This window comes from Cupriavidus sp. FW306-1B-F12B, from assembly GCF_058781795.1.
Map to the genome: position 1 here is coordinate 259,793 of NZ_JBYSXC010000004.1, position 13,788 is coordinate 273,580.

Annotated in this window: 19 protein-coding genes; 16 read left to right on the top strand and 3 right to left on the bottom strand. The window is 61.9% G+C overall.

From position 1 onward, the window contains the following. The first annotated feature begins 34 nt into the window (after window positions 1–34). Together AC3WLE_RS09370 and AC3WLE_RS09375 are read left to right on the top strand one after the other, a co-directional pair. Complete coding sequence (locus AC3WLE_RS09370) at window positions 35–268, top strand: CDP-diacylglycerol pyrophosphatase (protein WP_436224843.1); 234 nt, start codon at window positions 35–37, stop codon at window positions 266–268. Next, on the top strand, window positions 256–1,065 hold the full coding sequence (locus AC3WLE_RS09375; protein WP_492317215.1) for a CDP-diacylglycerol diphosphatase: 810 nt from the start codon (window positions 256–258) through the stop codon (window positions 1,063–1,065). Before AC3WLE_RS09370 ends, AC3WLE_RS09375 begins: the two co-directional genes overlap by 13 nt. A gap of 22 nt (window positions 1,066–1,087) precedes the next feature. Here the strand turns inward: AC3WLE_RS09375 and AC3WLE_RS09380 are convergent, their stop codons facing one another. Then, window positions 1,088–2,650: a TAXI family TRAP transporter solute-binding subunit gene (locus AC3WLE_RS09380; protein ID WP_492317216.1), complete on the bottom strand. Its 1,563-nt coding sequence runs from the start codon at window positions 2,648–2,650 to the stop codon at window positions 1,088–1,090. Window position 2,651: 1 nt separating this feature from the next. After that, window positions 2,652–3,842: a sodium/glutamate symporter gene (gene gltS / locus AC3WLE_RS09385; protein WP_492340405.1), complete on the bottom strand. Its 1,191-nt coding sequence runs from the start codon at window positions 3,840–3,842 to the stop codon at window positions 2,652–2,654. Window positions 3,843–4,226: 384 nt separating this feature from the next. On the opposite strand from gltS, the gene AC3WLE_RS09390 reads away from it, so the two are divergent. From AC3WLE_RS09390 to AC3WLE_RS09455, 14 genes are all read left to right on the top strand, one after another. After that, window positions 4,227–5,543 (top strand): tyrosine-type recombinase/integrase, encoded by a 1,317-nt coding sequence (locus tag AC3WLE_RS09390; RefSeq protein ID WP_492357422.1) that lies wholly within the window; start codon window positions 4,227–4,229, stop codon window positions 5,541–5,543. A 185-nt stretch (window positions 5,544–5,728) separates the two neighbouring features. Next, entirely contained in the window at window positions 5,729–6,031 is a 303-nt protein-coding gene (locus AC3WLE_RS09395; RefSeq protein ID WP_492357421.1) for a hypothetical protein, read from the top strand. A gap of 67 nt (window positions 6,032–6,098) precedes the next feature. Continuing rightward, window positions 6,099–6,473 (top strand): hypothetical protein, encoded by a 375-nt coding sequence (locus AC3WLE_RS09400; RefSeq protein ID WP_492357420.1) that lies wholly within the window; start codon window positions 6,099–6,101, stop codon window positions 6,471–6,473. Window positions 6,474–6,476: 3 nt separating this feature from the next. Beyond that, window positions 6,477–7,205, top strand: coding sequence for a hypothetical protein (locus tag AC3WLE_RS09405; protein WP_492357419.1), 729 nt, complete (start codon window positions 6,477–6,479; stop codon window positions 7,203–7,205). A gap of 4 nt (window positions 7,206–7,209) precedes the next feature. Beyond that, window positions 7,210–7,566, top strand: coding sequence for a hypothetical protein (locus AC3WLE_RS09410; RefSeq protein WP_492357418.1), 357 nt, complete (start codon window positions 7,210–7,212; stop codon window positions 7,564–7,566). After that, complete coding sequence (locus AC3WLE_RS09415; RefSeq protein WP_492357417.1) at window positions 7,554–7,940, top strand: hypothetical protein; 387 nt, start codon at window positions 7,554–7,556, stop codon at window positions 7,938–7,940. The genes AC3WLE_RS09410 and AC3WLE_RS09415 overlap by 13 nt, the downstream gene beginning before the upstream one ends. Before the next feature lie 22 nt (window positions 7,941–7,962). After that, the gene (locus tag AC3WLE_RS09420) at window positions 7,963–8,283 is read left to right on the top strand and encodes a hypothetical protein (RefSeq protein ID WP_492357416.1); all 321 of its coding nucleotides are present in this window, start codon (window positions 7,963–7,965) and stop codon (window positions 8,281–8,283) included. Between the two features lie 75 nt (window positions 8,284–8,358). Next, window positions 8,359–8,583, top strand: a complete 225-nt coding sequence (locus tag AC3WLE_RS09425; RefSeq protein WP_492357415.1) for a hypothetical protein — start codon at window positions 8,359–8,361, stop codon at window positions 8,581–8,583. Continuing rightward, window positions 8,580–8,891 (top strand): hypothetical protein, encoded by a 312-nt coding sequence (locus AC3WLE_RS09430; protein ID WP_492357414.1) that lies wholly within the window; start codon window positions 8,580–8,582, stop codon window positions 8,889–8,891. Before AC3WLE_RS09425 ends, AC3WLE_RS09430 begins: the two co-directional genes overlap by 4 nt. A gap of 13 nt (window positions 8,892–8,904) precedes the next feature. Beyond that, window positions 8,905–9,891, top strand: coding sequence for a phage major capsid protein (locus AC3WLE_RS09435; protein WP_492357413.1), 987 nt, complete (start codon window positions 8,905–8,907; stop codon window positions 9,889–9,891). Window positions 9,892–9,901: 10 nt separating this feature from the next. After that, window positions 9,902–10,174, top strand: a complete 273-nt coding sequence (locus AC3WLE_RS09440) for a hypothetical protein (protein WP_492357412.1) — start codon at window positions 9,902–9,904, stop codon at window positions 10,172–10,174. Next, window positions 10,123–10,401 carry a hypothetical protein gene (locus tag AC3WLE_RS09445; protein WP_492357411.1) on the top strand — a complete coding sequence of 93 codons (279 nt, stop codon included), beginning with the start codon at window positions 10,123–10,125 and terminating at the stop codon, window positions 10,399–10,401. The genes AC3WLE_RS09440 and AC3WLE_RS09445 overlap by 52 nt, the downstream gene beginning before the upstream one ends. Window positions 10,402–10,519: 118 nt before the next feature. Further along, window positions 10,520–10,798 carry a hypothetical protein gene (locus AC3WLE_RS09450; protein ID WP_492357410.1) on the top strand — a complete coding sequence of 93 codons (279 nt, stop codon included), beginning with the start codon at window positions 10,520–10,522 and terminating at the stop codon, window positions 10,796–10,798. Between the two features lie 697 nt (window positions 10,799–11,495). Beyond that, a complete protein-coding gene (locus AC3WLE_RS09455; protein ID WP_492357409.1) occupies window positions 11,496–13,187 on the top strand; it encodes an AIPR family protein in 1,692 nt (563 codons plus the stop codon). A 28-nt stretch (window positions 13,188–13,215) separates the two neighbouring features. Here the strand turns inward: AC3WLE_RS09455 and AC3WLE_RS09460 are convergent, their stop codons facing one another. Then, the gene (locus tag AC3WLE_RS09460) at window positions 13,216–13,770 is read right to left on the bottom strand and encodes a hypothetical protein (RefSeq protein WP_492357408.1); all 555 of its coding nucleotides are present in this window, start codon (window positions 13,768–13,770) and stop codon (window positions 13,216–13,218) included. Window positions 13,771–13,788 lie beyond the last annotated feature (18 nt).

Sequence of the window (13,788 nt, forward strand, 5' to 3'; positions counted from 1 at the left end):
ATGATTTGGTAGTCGCCTAGTCGAGAAGCTGCCTATGACCCTCCACGTCACGATCCGCACCATCCGTACCGGCACGCTGCAATCCGCCCGCTATCAGGCGCGGGTTTATCTCACCACCGATGCCGAAGCCCTGCCGTTGCTTGCAACGGACTGGAGCGAGCGCGAGGCCGATGCCTTCCGTACCGCGCAGTTCTGGGCGCAGCGCCACGCCTATGTGGTGTCTAATCCACGCGCCGGGACTTTCTACGGAGTTTCGTGCCGGCGCTGAAGCCGGCCCGCGGTTGGCGCGGTGCCCCCGCGTTGTGGCTGGCGGCCATCCTGGCCCTGGCCGGCTGCACCGCCGAAAACGTCGTCGGCGTCCTGTCGGGCGGCCGCGATGGCTTGTGGCGCAACGTGCAGCAGCGCTGCCTTGGCAGTACAGCGGCGGCTCATCCCGATTGCGCGCAAGTGGACCGGTCCCAGGGACTGGTGCTCTACAAGGACGCGATCGGCAAGTCGCATTACCTGGTGATCCCGGCACGGACGGTGACCGGCATCGACGACGCCAGAGCCTGGGACGGCGCAGGCGCCAACCCCTGGGCCTTCGGCTGGGCCGAGCGCGGCATCGTTGGCCGCTCGCTTGGCAAGGCCGTGCCCGACGACATGCTGGGCCTGGCGATCAATTCCCGCGCCTCGCGCAGCCAGGACCAGCTGCATATCCATCTCGATTGCATCAGCGCGGCCGCGCGCGCCGTGGCCAATGGCGCGGCCGGGCCGATCGGCACCGGCTGGACCACGCTGCGGATCGAGGACAAGCCGGTGCGCGCGATCTTTGTGCCGGCCAGCGCGCCGGTGCTGGCGGTCGACCCTTTCCAGCTTGTGCGTGACGGCACCAAGGGGGTCGCCGCCGCAGCGCCGCCGGACCGCGGCATCTTTGTCACCTATGTGCGGGAGCGGCAGGGCGGGGCAGGCTTTGTCGTGATCGACCAGCCCGTCGACAGCGCGGCCGGCAGCAACGGCCACGCCAGCGATTTCCTGGACCGGCGCTGCCGGCTGGCTGAAGGCCTGGCGAGCGCGGCGGGCTGATCGGCGGCCCGCCCGCCGGGCCTTACTGCGCACGGGCGCCCGAAGCCGCAGGCGTTGCAACGGGCTTCGCGGGCGTTCCGCCGGGCTTGGCGGGCGGAATGCCGGGCGTCGCCAGCGCGTCCAGCGTCTTGGCCGCCGCCAGGTGCTGCGGGATCATCAGCCCTTCACGCGCCGTTGCCACGGCGATCTGCGCGCCCTGGGCGCTGCCGCGGGCGACAAAGTCGCGTCCGTGGCGGTAGACCAGCCGCGTCAGCTCGGCCACTTCGGTATCGGACAGGTCCGGCCCGGTCACCAGGATCGCCGCCGTGGCGATGGTGCGCACCGGCGTGTGCAGGCCGGGATAGGTGCCCGGCGCGATGGTGGCGCGGAAATAGCCCGCCTTCTGCCCGACCATCGCGGTGATGACCCGTTCGTCCAGCGGCAGCAGCCGCAGCGGCATTTCGCCGAGCGCGTCGCGGATGCTGTCGGCCGGCACGCCGATCACCTGGATCACCGCGTCGACCTGGTTCTGGCGCAGTGCCACCAGCCCGGTGCCCAGCCCCACTTCCTCGGCCTTGAAGTCCTTGTCGGTCAGGCCATGCGCAGCCAGCACGCGCAGCGCGGTCACGCGCGAGGCTGAGCCGCGCTCGCCCACGGCGATGCGCTTGCCGCGCAGCTCTGACACCGAGCGGGCGGGATCGGCGTCGCGTACCAGCACGTGCACGGGCTCGGGGTAGAGGCTGCCGATGGCGCGCAGCGAGGCTTGCGGGCCGTCGGCGGCAAACACGCCCTTGCCCTCGTAGGCTTCCAGCGCCGCATCGCCCTGCGCCAGCGCCACCGAGACCTTGCCGGCGCGCAGCAGCCGCAGGTTCTCTTCTCCGCCGTGCGTGACCAGCGGCATCGCGCGCACGCGCGCCCCGTCCACCAGCGCCTTCGCAAAACGCAGGTACTGGCCGTGTTCGGCGCCGGCGGCAATGGCATAGCCCTCGTTGACCCGTGCCAGCCGCGCGCGGATGTTGGCGTGCGCGGTGGTCAGCTCCTGCTCGATCACGGCGCGCTGTGCCGGCGAGGCATCCTTCTGCACGGACTCGATCACCTTGCGCATCGCGTCCAGGATCGCCGCCGGGCCCCTTTGCGCATCGGTGGCGACGGTCGGGGCTTCAGCGGGGCGGTAGCCGGCCGGCAGCACGCCGACCCAGCGCTCGCCGTCGCGCCGGTACAGCGCCGTGCCATGCGCGCGGATGATGTCGCCGGCCTTGTTGCCGCCGCTGGTGATGCCGGTGATGCCGCGCGGGCCCGCGCCCAGCGCCGACACCAGCCCGGCCACGCCGGGCGAGTCCCAGGCGCCGAAGTCGTAGTCGCGCAGCAGTTTCAGTTCCGCATCGAAGTACACCACGCGGCGGGTTTCACCGGCCGGGGCCTTGGTGTCTGCCTGCGAGCCGCGCCGGTCCAGGCCGGCCAGTTCCACCGTGCCCGGCGGCAGCGCCTGCGCCAGCCGCTCGTTGATGCCGGCGCGGATGCCGTCGGCGGGCGGGCCGCCGCCGCAGCCTGCCAGCCAGGCGCTGGCCAGCAAGGCGATGAGGAGGGTGAAGAGGGCGCGGCGCATGTCAGCCTCCGATCAGCGGCAACGCCAGCAGCATGGTCAGCACGAAGGCGTTCATCAGGTCGACGAAGAACGCGCCTGCCAGCGGCGTGATCAAATAGCTGGTGGGTGCCGGCCCGTAGCGGGACGTGATGGCGCGCATATTGGCCATGGCGGTGGCGGTCGACCCCATGTTGAAGCCGATAAAGGCGGCCGAGGTGACCGCGGCCTCGTAGTCGCGCCCCATGAAGCGGAAGCACACCAGCACCACATACAGGATGATGAAGACCACCTGCATGGCGATGATCAGCAGGAAGGGTCCGGCGGACAGCGCCACTTCGGCCAGGTCCAGCGCCATCATGGTCATCACCAGGAACAGCGACAGGCAGATATTGGTGATCAGGTCGGTGGCGCGGTCGTCAAAGCGCACGCCGGCAAAGGGCAGCAGGTTGCGGATGGCGATGCCGAGCATCATGCACCACAGGAAACCGGGGATGGTGATGGCGCCGGTGGGCATCTGCGCGGCGATCCAGCGCCCGCCGATCACCGCGGCCAGGATGCCGGCGAGCGAGGCCAGCGCGCCCACGGTGGTGATGGGCGAAACCGCGGCGGCTTCTTCCTCGGTGTCGCCGGCCTCGCGCGCGGTCGAGCGCAGCTTGTAGCGCGAGATCAGGTACTGCGCCACCGGGCCGCCGATGATGCCGCCCACGATCAGGCCGATGGTGGCCACCGTCATCGACAGGTCCATCACCGCCTGCAGGTTGTTGACTTCGGCAAAGCGCTCGGCATAGGCGGCGCCGGTGCCGTGGCCGCCCACCAGCGTGATCGATCCGCTCACCAGCCCGAAGATGGGATGCAGGTCCAGCGTCCTGGCCATGGCCACGCCCACCACGTTCTGCACCAGGATATAGGGCAGCAGGATGATCAGGAAGATCACCAGTGCCTTGCCGCCGCGCTTGAGCATGCGCAGGTCGGCGCAGAGCCCGACGCCGCCGAAGAACATCAGCAGCAGCACCGGCTTCATGCCGGGATCGATCACCACGCGGAAGTTCGCTGCCGCCAGCGCCACCGAGGCGATGATCGCGAACAGCAGGCCGCCGGTGACAGGGTCGGGAATGTTGTAGCGCGACAGCACGCCGACGCTGCGGTTGACCAGCGTGCCGATCAGCAGCACCACGACGGCAGTCAGCAGCGAGCCCAGCAGGTCGAGGTTCATCGGGGGCGTCCTGGCGGAGAGGGTTGCGGGGGTACCTTGCCATCGGGCGCCGCTGGCCGTGCCGGGGGTGCACTGGCCGCCGGCAATGCCTGACGGGGAGCATGCATCACTACGGGTTGTAGACGCGCGGGTGGAATAAGGCAAGGAAAGGATGGGGGTGGGGCGCAGCGACTACCGGGCCGTGAATGCCGATGCCGTGCCCCCTCTCCCGCTTGCGGGAGAGGGGATCGCACTTGGGATCGCCTATTATAAGGGTATGAGGCACGGTAAGGCATTGATTCGTTTGCCTTTTCCGTGCTTTTTCTGTGCAGCCGTGTGAAATCGTCCCCTACAAATCGCCGCCTCGCTTGTAGGCAATTTGTGGGCAGAACCGGAAGCCGCCACATGCCCAAGAACCTCACCACCCGCCAAATCAGCCGCCTGCCCGACGGAACGCACCGCTGCGCGCCCGGCCTGTACCTGCAAGTCCGTGGCGGTAGCCGCGTCTGGATGCTGCGCTATTCCATCGCCGGAAAGGCCCGCACAATGAGCCTTGGCAGCATCGAAAACGTGACCATGGACGAAGCCATGGCCGCCGTTGCTGCTGCTCGCCTGCGTGTGCGTCGTGACCGCGTGGACGTGCTGGTAGAACGCCGCACCCAACGCGTTCAAGAAGTCGCCACCCTGCGCGCGGCACACGCGGCGGAAGTGGTACCGCTGCGCAAAAGCGGGCACACGTTTGGCGAGGCGATAGACATTGCCGTGGAGGCCGAAGCCAAGGCGAAGTCATGGAAGCCGAATCCTGACGCCGCTGCGCGGTGGACTTCCCCGATCAAACGCTACTGCGGAATGCTGGTGAGTCGGGACGTGACGCAGATTACCGAAGCGGCCATTGTCGAAGCCCTAGCGCCGCACTGGGAAACCAATCATGTGATGGCCGTTCGCACTCTAGGCCGTTGCATCATCGTGATGGGCCACGCGCGCCGGCTGAACTGGATCGCCGGTGATAACCCGCTGGTCCTTGAACGGATCAAAGAGAAACTGCCGCCCGTGGCGAAGACGAAGGGAAGGCACCACCCAGCCATGCCGCTGCAAGTGCTGCCCGACTTCATGCGCAAGCTTGAAGCGACCGACACCACCATGGCCGAGCTTTTCCGATTCCTGATCTTGGCCGGAACGCGCAGCAACGAAGCGGCCGGCATGCGCTGGTCCGAAGTGGACATGGCCAACCGCACGTGGACGATTCCGGGCGGCACGCCGCAATCTCGCTTGAAGCGTTGGCAGCATGGGGACTTCCGTGTGCCTCTGTCCGATGGCGCCTTGGCGATTCTCGAAGCCCGCATGGCGGTGCGTGGCGATGATGTGGACCCGCTGGTGTTTCCCGACCCGAAGGGCAAGCCGTACAACGCGGACAAGCTGACGAAGCTGTTGCGCGATGCGGGGTTTGCCAAGGGCATGGCGTCAGTCCACGGCATGCGCTCGACACTGCGGGGATTCTTGGCCGAACACTGCGAGGGGGATCGCGTTGCAAAGGAATTGTGCTTGGCCCATGAGACGCGCGAGGATACCGAGGTCGCCTATGATCGCGGCGATTGCCTACGCGAGCGACGCGGCATGATGGCCGCATGGGATGCCTACTGCGCGGGCCGTGTGTCACTCGACACCACCACCAATTCCAAAGTCGTCTTGCCATTGCGACACGTGCTTGCCGTGGCCGCCTGATAATCTCTTTTCGTATCACCAAGGCCCGGCCAAGCGCCGGGCTTTTTTATTGTGGGCGCGGTTTCTAGCGATAGTGTCCGCTTTACTTGCCACGTGTGGAAAGGGATTTTTCCTTTCCGGTTTCCACATGGCTGCATATGCTTTGCTCGCACGGAAAAAGCACTGACCTGCACGGAGAAATCCTCATGGCTATCCGAGACGAAAGCGGCGTGCCCAAGCGTGGCCCGGGCCGCCCGCGCAAGCAACCGCCGAGCGTTGCACCGCTGTTCACAGACCGCGATGGTCTAGCGCACCTCATAGGCGTGTCCCGCAGACTCACCTATGACCTTGAGCGTGACGACCCCGACTTTCCGGTCGGCGTGACCATTGGTAATCAGACGAAATTCGGCACTGCTGACGCCGAGCGCTACGCCGCCCTCAAGATAAAGCGCGCCCGCGAAGAACGGCGCGCCAAGGCGAAGCAACGCGACACCGAAACCGCCGCATAGCCACATCACCACTGCGCGCGCCATAAGAGCGCGCCAGCGCAGCACCACCAATAACAAGGAACGATCCATGGACGAAGACCCGCCCGGCATTGGCCGGGCGGAATGGGCGGCCTTTCGCTCTGAATTTCGAATTGGGTTCTTCACCATGATTGACGATGAATACCTGACACGTGTTTGCGTAGAGCCAGTACCTGTGGACGTGGATGTACACCACCACAAATGCCCGGCCTGCGGTGGGCGAGCACTCGCACGAAAACGCAGTGATGGATCGGGACAGCTGCATTGTTTTGCGCGCTGTACGGATACGCAGATGCTTGCCGCCGTTGGACTGACACAGCGCACGCTGTATTCACAGGACGGAAGGATTCGCCCCGATGATGACCCGTACTGGTGGCGCGAGATTCCGCGTAGGCGTGGACAGCGGCCAATGTTGGAGCAATAGGTTATGGGCAACGCACCGAAGCGTAAGGCCAAGGCCGCGCCGGAAACATTTCATGGCGACTACAACGCGTTTCCGCGCGCCGTGGAGCATTCCGCCGCCGTGGTCAGCCTTTCCGATTCGGCCTATCGACTATTGCACGCGGCATTGGACATGCACCGGGGGGCGAACAATGGGCATATCGCTCTGACCCTCGCCAAGTTGGCGGCATACGGGTGGAACAGCAACCGGAAGTTGACGCGCGCCACCCACGAACTGTTGGACCGGGAATTACTGATCCTGACACGGCAGGGTGGCATGGGCGTGGGTCCGTCCCTATTCGCGTTGGGGTGGTTGCGCATCCATGACTTCAAGGGGCTGGACATCGGCCCGCAGTCATATCGGCAAGGTGCTTGGTTGAACTATCAGCACGGTGGACCTGCTGCACCCGGAACGGGTGCGGGCAACGTACCACGATATGGAAAAACGGGCGAAACGCTGTACCCGGAGCGGGTGCGACAACGTACCCGGAGCGGGTGCGGGACTGAACCCGGAACGGGTGCGGCAACTTCGCCGCTGTACCCGGAGCGGGTGCAGAAACCCCCAAAAAAATTAGATCGCCCACACCCGCTCCGGGGGACAGTTACAACGTTGCCAGTTGGGGCAGGAAACGAAGCCGGGAAAGAACCACCATTGGGTGCATCGCAAAAAGACGCCCGCCCCGATGATCCCGAAGTAGCGGGAATGCTGGGTTGATGCCATGGCCGACCAACTGCCCTCATTCGAAGACGTGGCCTTGGCGTTGACCCAATGCAAGCAATGGGCCGCCGAACTGGCCGACCTCGAATCATGGCCGGCAGACCTGCGTGCGGACATTCTCGACCGCCTACGCCGGGCACCGGCTGTTTCCCTGCAAGCCCAAGCCGAACACTTCCGGGTGCGAATACACGAAGCGCGGACGCGTGCCGGGATCGTTCCGGCAGTCCGCCGCCTGGAACGCGAACCACCACCAGCGCCGCCACGACCACCGCCGAGATGGAAGCGCGAGTGGCAGCGAAAGAAGGCCGAAGAGCGCATGAACGCCAACCACCAGCAGACGGAGCTATGGAACCCATGACGAACCAGAATGAAGCCACACGCGGGCCGCGCTGGCCGGACAGTGCCGGCGCACTGCTGCTGCACATCGAACACGCCGGCACCGCCGGGGAGTGGGTTGTATCGACCGATCCCGCCGACCCGCGCGACCTGTGCTGCCGGCTGCGCCGAACCTTTCGCCTCGCCGCGTTGGCCGACGCGGAATGCGCGCTAGTCGCGGAATACGGCGCGCTTTTCATTGTGATCGGGTCCACAGACATGCGCCTGTGCGACCTGCACCAACCGGGCGCGGTGGAGCGCATCACGGATGACCAGCACTGCGGCCCGGCCGAACGCGCGTTCCTGCAATCCGTTTGGGCTTTGTTTCCGCCTGAACAATTCGCATCCGCCACCTGATCCAACCACCGGAGACACCACCATGACCACGGAAGACAAGGCCACCGCCGCACGTACCGCCCGGCTGGCACACACGCAGTCCATCGGCCGCAATCTGCTGGCCCGCTGCTATGACGGCACCGCCAGCCCACGGCAGGCCATCAAGGCGTTCTGTGTGGCCTGTGTCGGGGAACGGCGCAGGGACGTGTCCGCCTGCACGTCCTTCGCCTGCCCGCTGTATCAGTACCGCCCGGTTTTTTCTACAGACCCCCGGGAGAGCGACGCGGATGCGCTGGAATCGTCCGAATCGACGCGGGACATGGTGGAGGACCACCCCGACCGAAAAACGATTCTGGAACGCTAGATCGCCCGCTAGGGGGCTGATTCGCCAAACACGATTCCACCGCCTACGGTGGATCACAACAGCGGAGGACATGGCATGGCAGAAACCACACCGCCCGCCTTTGGCGGCTTAACCCAACAGGACTTGGATTGGCTGGCCGTGTTCAAGGCGGCCAACCCGGTGCAGGCAGCGGACCTTGCGGCCGCATTTGACATGGCCTGCAACGTGCTGCGCGAACGCGGCTACACCTGCGCCACCGATGACCGGGCGGACAAACTGCGCGCGGCACTGGCGCGGTACGTCAGCGAATCCCAACAATGACCGCCGCTCTAAGGTTGATTCTGACGATGACTGGCCCGAACCTTTTCGGCCTGCGCATTGAACGGGCCGCGCACCGTTGGGACGCCGAAGACCTGTCTCTCCCCGAGTTGGAAGCCGTGGCCCTGACATGCGGCACGGCCTTGTTCCACGAATCACGTGGTGAAGAAAAATTGCCGCCCGATCTTATCGAAGTCCTAGTGCCTCCGGAATTGAGCGCGGATATGGGAAGCGCGCTGCGCCGGATGATTGTTGCCGCCGTCAAAGTCGGGTTCATGCGCACTGCCACCACGTTATCCCCACGCCAATAAAGGAGTACAGCAAATGCAAGTGACCGCCACCAAAGGCCGCAACGTGCCCCCCTTCGCTGCCGTACTGGCCGCCACCGTACGCGCATACGCTTCGGGTGACACAAGCCGCAACACCGATGTGGGCGCGATGCTCAAGGCCGTGCAGGCACCTGCCGATACCGTGACGCCGGGATGGGCGCAAGAACTGGTGCCGGAAAGCATCGCGCAGTACATCACTAGCCTGTCCGATAGCGTCCTTGGCCAACTTCTGGCCAACGCCATCAAGGTGAACGCGGACAGCGGTATCAGGGTTCCCACGCGACTGGACAGCGTGGCGGCCGCGTTCGTCGGTGAAGGCCAGCCCATCCCGGTGATGGCCGGTGCCTTCGGTGGTCCGAATTTCCGTACGCAGAAATTGGCCATCATCGCGGCCTATTCGCAGGAACTGGCCAACGTCCCCGGCGCCGCGCCGCTGGTGGAAAGCATCTTGCGCGAGTCAGTCAGCGCGGGCGGTGATGCGGTGCTGCTGTCCGACGCTGCCGGCACCGACGCGGCACCGGCCGGCCTTTTCGCTGGTGTGACCCCGATTGCGGGCAGCGCCGATGCAGCGGCCGACCTTGGCAAGTTGGTCGCGGCGGTGCCCAACACCATCCGGCCCACGTTTTTGATGAGCGATCTACAAAGCATCGGCGCGGCGGCGGCCAACATCATGCAAGGCGGGACCGTCGGCCGTGCCCAAGTCATCGTGTCCGGTCATGTACCGGCAGGCACTGTCGCGTATCTGGACGCGCAAGATCTTGTTTTTTCCGTGGGTGACGATGTGGAAGTTTCGCGCACGGACGAAGGCGTGATTCACGCCGACGATGCCCCGGCCGCGCTGGTGGATGGTGCCGGCACTATCGGAAGTCCCATCACATCCTTGTGGCAAATCGGCGCCTTCGGCCTGCGCATGGTGCTGCCGGTGTCGTGGACGCTGCGCCGTGCCGGCCGCGTTGCCCTGCTGACCGGCGCAACGTGGTGATGCCATGGGCATGAACGCGAAGGAACGCGAAGCCGTGGGCGGACTGATGGCCGCCTACGCTGAACGCTTGCGCGAATGCGAAGCACAACAGCGCATCATGGCCGAACTGATCGCCAAGCAAGGCGCCGCATTGCGCGAGTTGGGCCGCCACGTGTCCGAACTGGTGAACACGATACCAGGCCGCAGCGCAACGCAATGCCGCCGAACGCGCCGAATAAAGGGGTACGAAAAATGTCCTTTGAAACCGACTTTAAAACTGACAACCCGATTCTTTCCGGCTTAACGCCAAAACAATGGCGTGCCTTGGAGCCAGTGATTTACGCATTAGTGGAACTCATCGTGGATGCAGAAAACCGGCTTGATGCACTGGAAGCGGCCACCGGCATCAAGGCTACCAAGCCGCGCATTCGCGCGTTGGGCGTGGCCACCGTACCGACACCACCAGACCGGGATGCCCTGCTGTCCAAGATTCGCGGCACGTTGAATCAAGCCAGCATCGTGGAGTCCTGAACCATGCTGACGCCTGCGGCAAATGGCCATGATTCCCTAACGCGTTCGGGCCGAAAGCCTAGCCGCAGATTGGAGTATCGAAACTACACCGAACAGCTCCCCGAGCTTGTATGTGTGCGTGGGCCACTGGTACGGCGGCGAAGGCTTCGCCCTGTCATCAGAACGCAGGGTCACGACAGCGGCCCGGCCCGCCTGGGTGCAATGCGTCCGCAGTGCCAATGCCGGCGCATTGCTTGCCGCCGTTGCTGCGCTGGCCCAAGACATCGCCGCCGACCCGCCTGAACGCCTGCGCATCGTGGCGTGCGACACCCTGGACGGCGGTGTGGCGGCGCGCGCCGTGCTGCTGTTGCTGGCCGCCATGTCCCCACAGTCCGATGACGAATTACTGGCGGCCTGACCTTGCACGCACCTGATCCCTTCTATGCCTCGCGTGCGTGGGCCAAAGTCCGTGGTGCGGTCCTGCGGCGTGAGTCATACACCTGCCGGCAGTGCGCGCGGCACGTTGGCTTCCGGGTGGTCCACATCAAACCGCGTGACACGCACCCGGAGTTGGCACTTGCGCAGTCCAACTTGAAGTTGGTGTGCTGGTGCTGCTGGGCCGCAGGCCGCCGGGCCGTTGGCCATGACAATACCCCAGCGGCTTGAATGCCGAGCCGTGACGCTGCGAAGTCCGCGTGCCAGCCCCCCCGGACATCCACCGCAGCAGAAAAATTGCCCACAGCGGCGTTTAAAAGCGGCTGGGCGAGTAGCGCGGGGCAGCACACGGGCGGGGGCGGTGTCGAAACCACCACAAAAACGCGCGAGCGGGCCTCGAAGCTCCTTCAACAAAAATTCCGAAAAAAAGCCCCCAATTCTGGGCCTCACCAACTAACGGTCCGACTTCGATGAATTGCAAAGACCCTATCGACTTCATCCATCGATTCTTTTTCGCTATGGGTGCACGTTTTTGTGCTGGGAGTCAATCCCGCGTCAGTATTAAGTAGGCTGAGGTACGCTCTCCTCAAGAAAAGGGAGTCCAGCATGTATGATCTTGCGATTCCCTCTTTGTGTCTGTCCGAATTATGCACATCATACTAAAGAACCATGTCACCGCATTGGCAAATGATTTCGAACATGAAGAGTTATCAGAGTCAAAACTGTTCGAGTTATTTTGCAACTACTGTGTAGTGTCTAAGCATTTTTTGGGTCGCTTCGATCCTATTGACGTTACCACTGACGAAGATGATGCCTCATTGGATGGGGTTGCAATAATTATCGATGGGGACCTGATTAACACGATCGATGACGCAGTTGAGTCATTCAATACCCACAAAACAAATTTATCCGTAGATGTCATCTTTACTCAGGCCAAGTCCGGCGAAAAATTCAAAAAAGAAGAAATAGCGAATTTCAAGATCGGCCTGGAAGATTACCTGTCGCTCGAGCCAAAACTTCCGAATGGTGAACTAAATTCGAATTCCATCGAAATTCTCAAGGTTGTTTTCAACAACCTCAAAAAGATTCGCAATAGGCGCCCTAATGCCCACGTTTATTATTGCACCGGCGGCGTTTACAGCGCAGATCGAGAAATCAAAGCGACATTCGACATAATTGAGCGTTATGTCAAAGAAACTGACCTATTTTTTGAGGTAACAGTTCGGGCCTTGGGTCGCGGCGAGTTACTGAAACTGTACGCTGATTTATCGGAAAAGAATGAGGCAAAGCTGAAACTTCTTGATTATTTTGGAATGCCTGCAATGCCGGGAATTCCGCAATCTTATGTAGCTGTCGTAAATGCTCAAAAATTCGTCGAAGGACTATTAATCGATGGCGACGGCAATCTGCGTCAATCCGTTTTCGAAGAAAATGTCCGATCATACTTGGGCAACGAAAATGACGTTAACCTCGCCATTCAGAACACGCTTGAAAACCCGGAAAAGAGAAGCTTGTTCTCTGTTCTAAATAACGGCATTACCATTGTGGCACCGGAGCTTACCCTCACCCCAAACACCAAAGAGGTCGAACTCACGAACTACCAGATCATAAACGGCTGCCAAACCAGCAGCACCCTCTATGAAAATAGGCTTCGCCTTGATGAGTCCGTCAATGTCGTAATCAAGTTTATTGAATCTCCCGATAACGAGGCATCCACCGACATTATTGCGGCGACAAATAGTCAGTCTGATATTTCAAAAGAGTCGTTTTTTGGCCTACGCAGTAAGGCGAAGTTGGTTCAAAAATACTTTGATGCACAGAATCATCAAGTTCAGCCCGAAAATTTCATTTATTTTGAACGTCGTCAGGCTGAATTTAACAATGCAGGCTATCAGCTAACTCGCATCTTCGATGTAAGAGAAATGGCTCGTTGCTACGCGGCAATGTTTCTTGATGCCCCCCACAACTCAGCGAGATATGTTGCGAAAATATTTTCGGTGACAGGAGAAAATCTTTTCCGTGAAGATGATCATGAATCTTACTATTATGCATCCTGCCTGACCCTCTACAAGTATCAGGCTCTAATTAATGGACGGAAGATCGGTGCTCACAACCACCTCAAGCTCCGCTGGCACATACTTCAGCTTTTCAAATGGCTGTGTCACGAGAAGACCGATACACCTGCACCAAACTCGAAAAAAGCGGAATCCTATGCGTTAAAAATAATCGAGATACTCAACTCGAATGACAAAAAATACTTGAAGATTTTCGAGCGATGCCAAAAGATTATTAGCCAAGTAGGGCTCCCTACCGACGACGCACTAAAACGCGGCAGATATTCGGCCGAATTGCTTGCTGCCGTTCAAAAATAGCACACCAAAGGTAGCCTCCTTGGGGGGGCTAGCGCCCCCAATAGCGCCGACCAAACTCACGCAAACAATACAGCGTGTCGATTCCACCAATGTGGGCGAAGTCAAACGGCTGTCCATTAAGGTTTGTTAGGTCAACCGTGATGCGGGCCATGTCTTCTACACGATCAACCATGTACCGGCACCGTCGTAACGGATTCCGGATTTCCCAACGGGGTTCCGAAATGTCGTGCGCAAAAGCATTCCGAATCTGACATACCAGCTCGGCAAAGTGTTCGTCTTCCGTTTCCGGTGCGTCGCCATTTCTTGCCCGCATTGGTTTTTCTGTAGCCTCCTCGAATTCTTCGCGGCACCTGTTCAGCGTGATTGCCGCTGCCCCGAAGGCAATCAGAACTTGATTGCCGCACGCGATGCGCAAGTCGTCGTAAGAATGGAAGATGTGGTCAGGCAGCACCCACACGGCCCGACCGTCCGCACACGTCAAGGGCTTGTCAAATTGAGCCAAGTCGAGTTTCCCCTGTTCGGCATAGTCATACAGCTTTGCCGCAAACGCCAATTGAGCAAACGCCGTGTCTAGGTAGTTCATTTGGGTGCCGTCCCCTTC

What these genes read in the sequence shown, in the direction of transcription:
- AC3WLE_RS09380 (WP_492317216.1), bottom strand. Translation starts at nt 2,650, where the DNA reads ATGCGCCGCGCCCTCTTCACCCTCCTCATCGCCTTGCTGGCCAGCGCC.
- AC3WLE_RS09440 (WP_492357412.1), top strand. Translation starts at nt 9,902, where the DNA reads ATGAACGCGAAGGAACGCGAAGCCGTGGGCGGACTGATGGCCGCCTAC.
- gltS (WP_492340405.1), bottom strand. Translation starts at nt 3,842, where the DNA reads ATGAACCTCGACCTGCTGGGCTCGCTGCTGACTGCCGTCGTGGTGCTG.
- AC3WLE_RS09370 (WP_436224843.1), top strand. Translation starts at nt 35, where the DNA reads ATGACCCTCCACGTCACGATCCGCACCATCCGTACCGGCACGCTGCAA.
- AC3WLE_RS09390 (WP_492357422.1), top strand. Translation starts at nt 4,227, where the DNA reads ATGCCCAAGAACCTCACCACCCGCCAAATCAGCCGCCTGCCCGACGGA.
- AC3WLE_RS09410 (WP_492357418.1), top strand. Translation starts at nt 7,210, where the DNA reads ATGGCCGACCAACTGCCCTCATTCGAAGACGTGGCCTTGGCGTTGACC.
- AC3WLE_RS09460 (WP_492357408.1), bottom strand. Translation starts at nt 13,770, where the DNA reads ATGAACTACCTAGACACGGCGTTTGCTCAATTGGCGTTTGCGGCAAAG.
- AC3WLE_RS09445 (WP_492357411.1), top strand. Translation starts at nt 10,123, where the DNA reads ATGTCCTTTGAAACCGACTTTAAAACTGACAACCCGATTCTTTCCGGC.
- AC3WLE_RS09400 (WP_492357420.1), top strand. Translation starts at nt 6,099, where the DNA reads ATGGACGAAGACCCGCCCGGCATTGGCCGGGCGGAATGGGCGGCCTTT.
- AC3WLE_RS09430 (WP_492357414.1), top strand. Translation starts at nt 8,580, where the DNA reads ATGACCGCCGCTCTAAGGTTGATTCTGACGATGACTGGCCCGAACCTT.
- AC3WLE_RS09415 (WP_492357417.1), top strand. Translation starts at nt 7,554, where the DNA reads ATGGAACCCATGACGAACCAGAATGAAGCCACACGCGGGCCGCGCTGG.
- AC3WLE_RS09405 (WP_492357419.1), top strand. Translation starts at nt 6,477, where the DNA reads ATGGGCAACGCACCGAAGCGTAAGGCCAAGGCCGCGCCGGAAACATTT.
- AC3WLE_RS09435 (WP_492357413.1), top strand. Translation starts at nt 8,905, where the DNA reads ATGCAAGTGACCGCCACCAAAGGCCGCAACGTGCCCCCCTTCGCTGCC.
- AC3WLE_RS09395 (WP_492357421.1), top strand. Translation starts at nt 5,729, where the DNA reads ATGGCTATCCGAGACGAAAGCGGCGTGCCCAAGCGTGGCCCGGGCCGC.
- AC3WLE_RS09420 (WP_492357416.1), top strand. Translation starts at nt 7,963, where the DNA reads ATGACCACGGAAGACAAGGCCACCGCCGCACGTACCGCCCGGCTGGCA.
- AC3WLE_RS09425 (WP_492357415.1), top strand. Translation starts at nt 8,359, where the DNA reads ATGGCAGAAACCACACCGCCCGCCTTTGGCGGCTTAACCCAACAGGAC.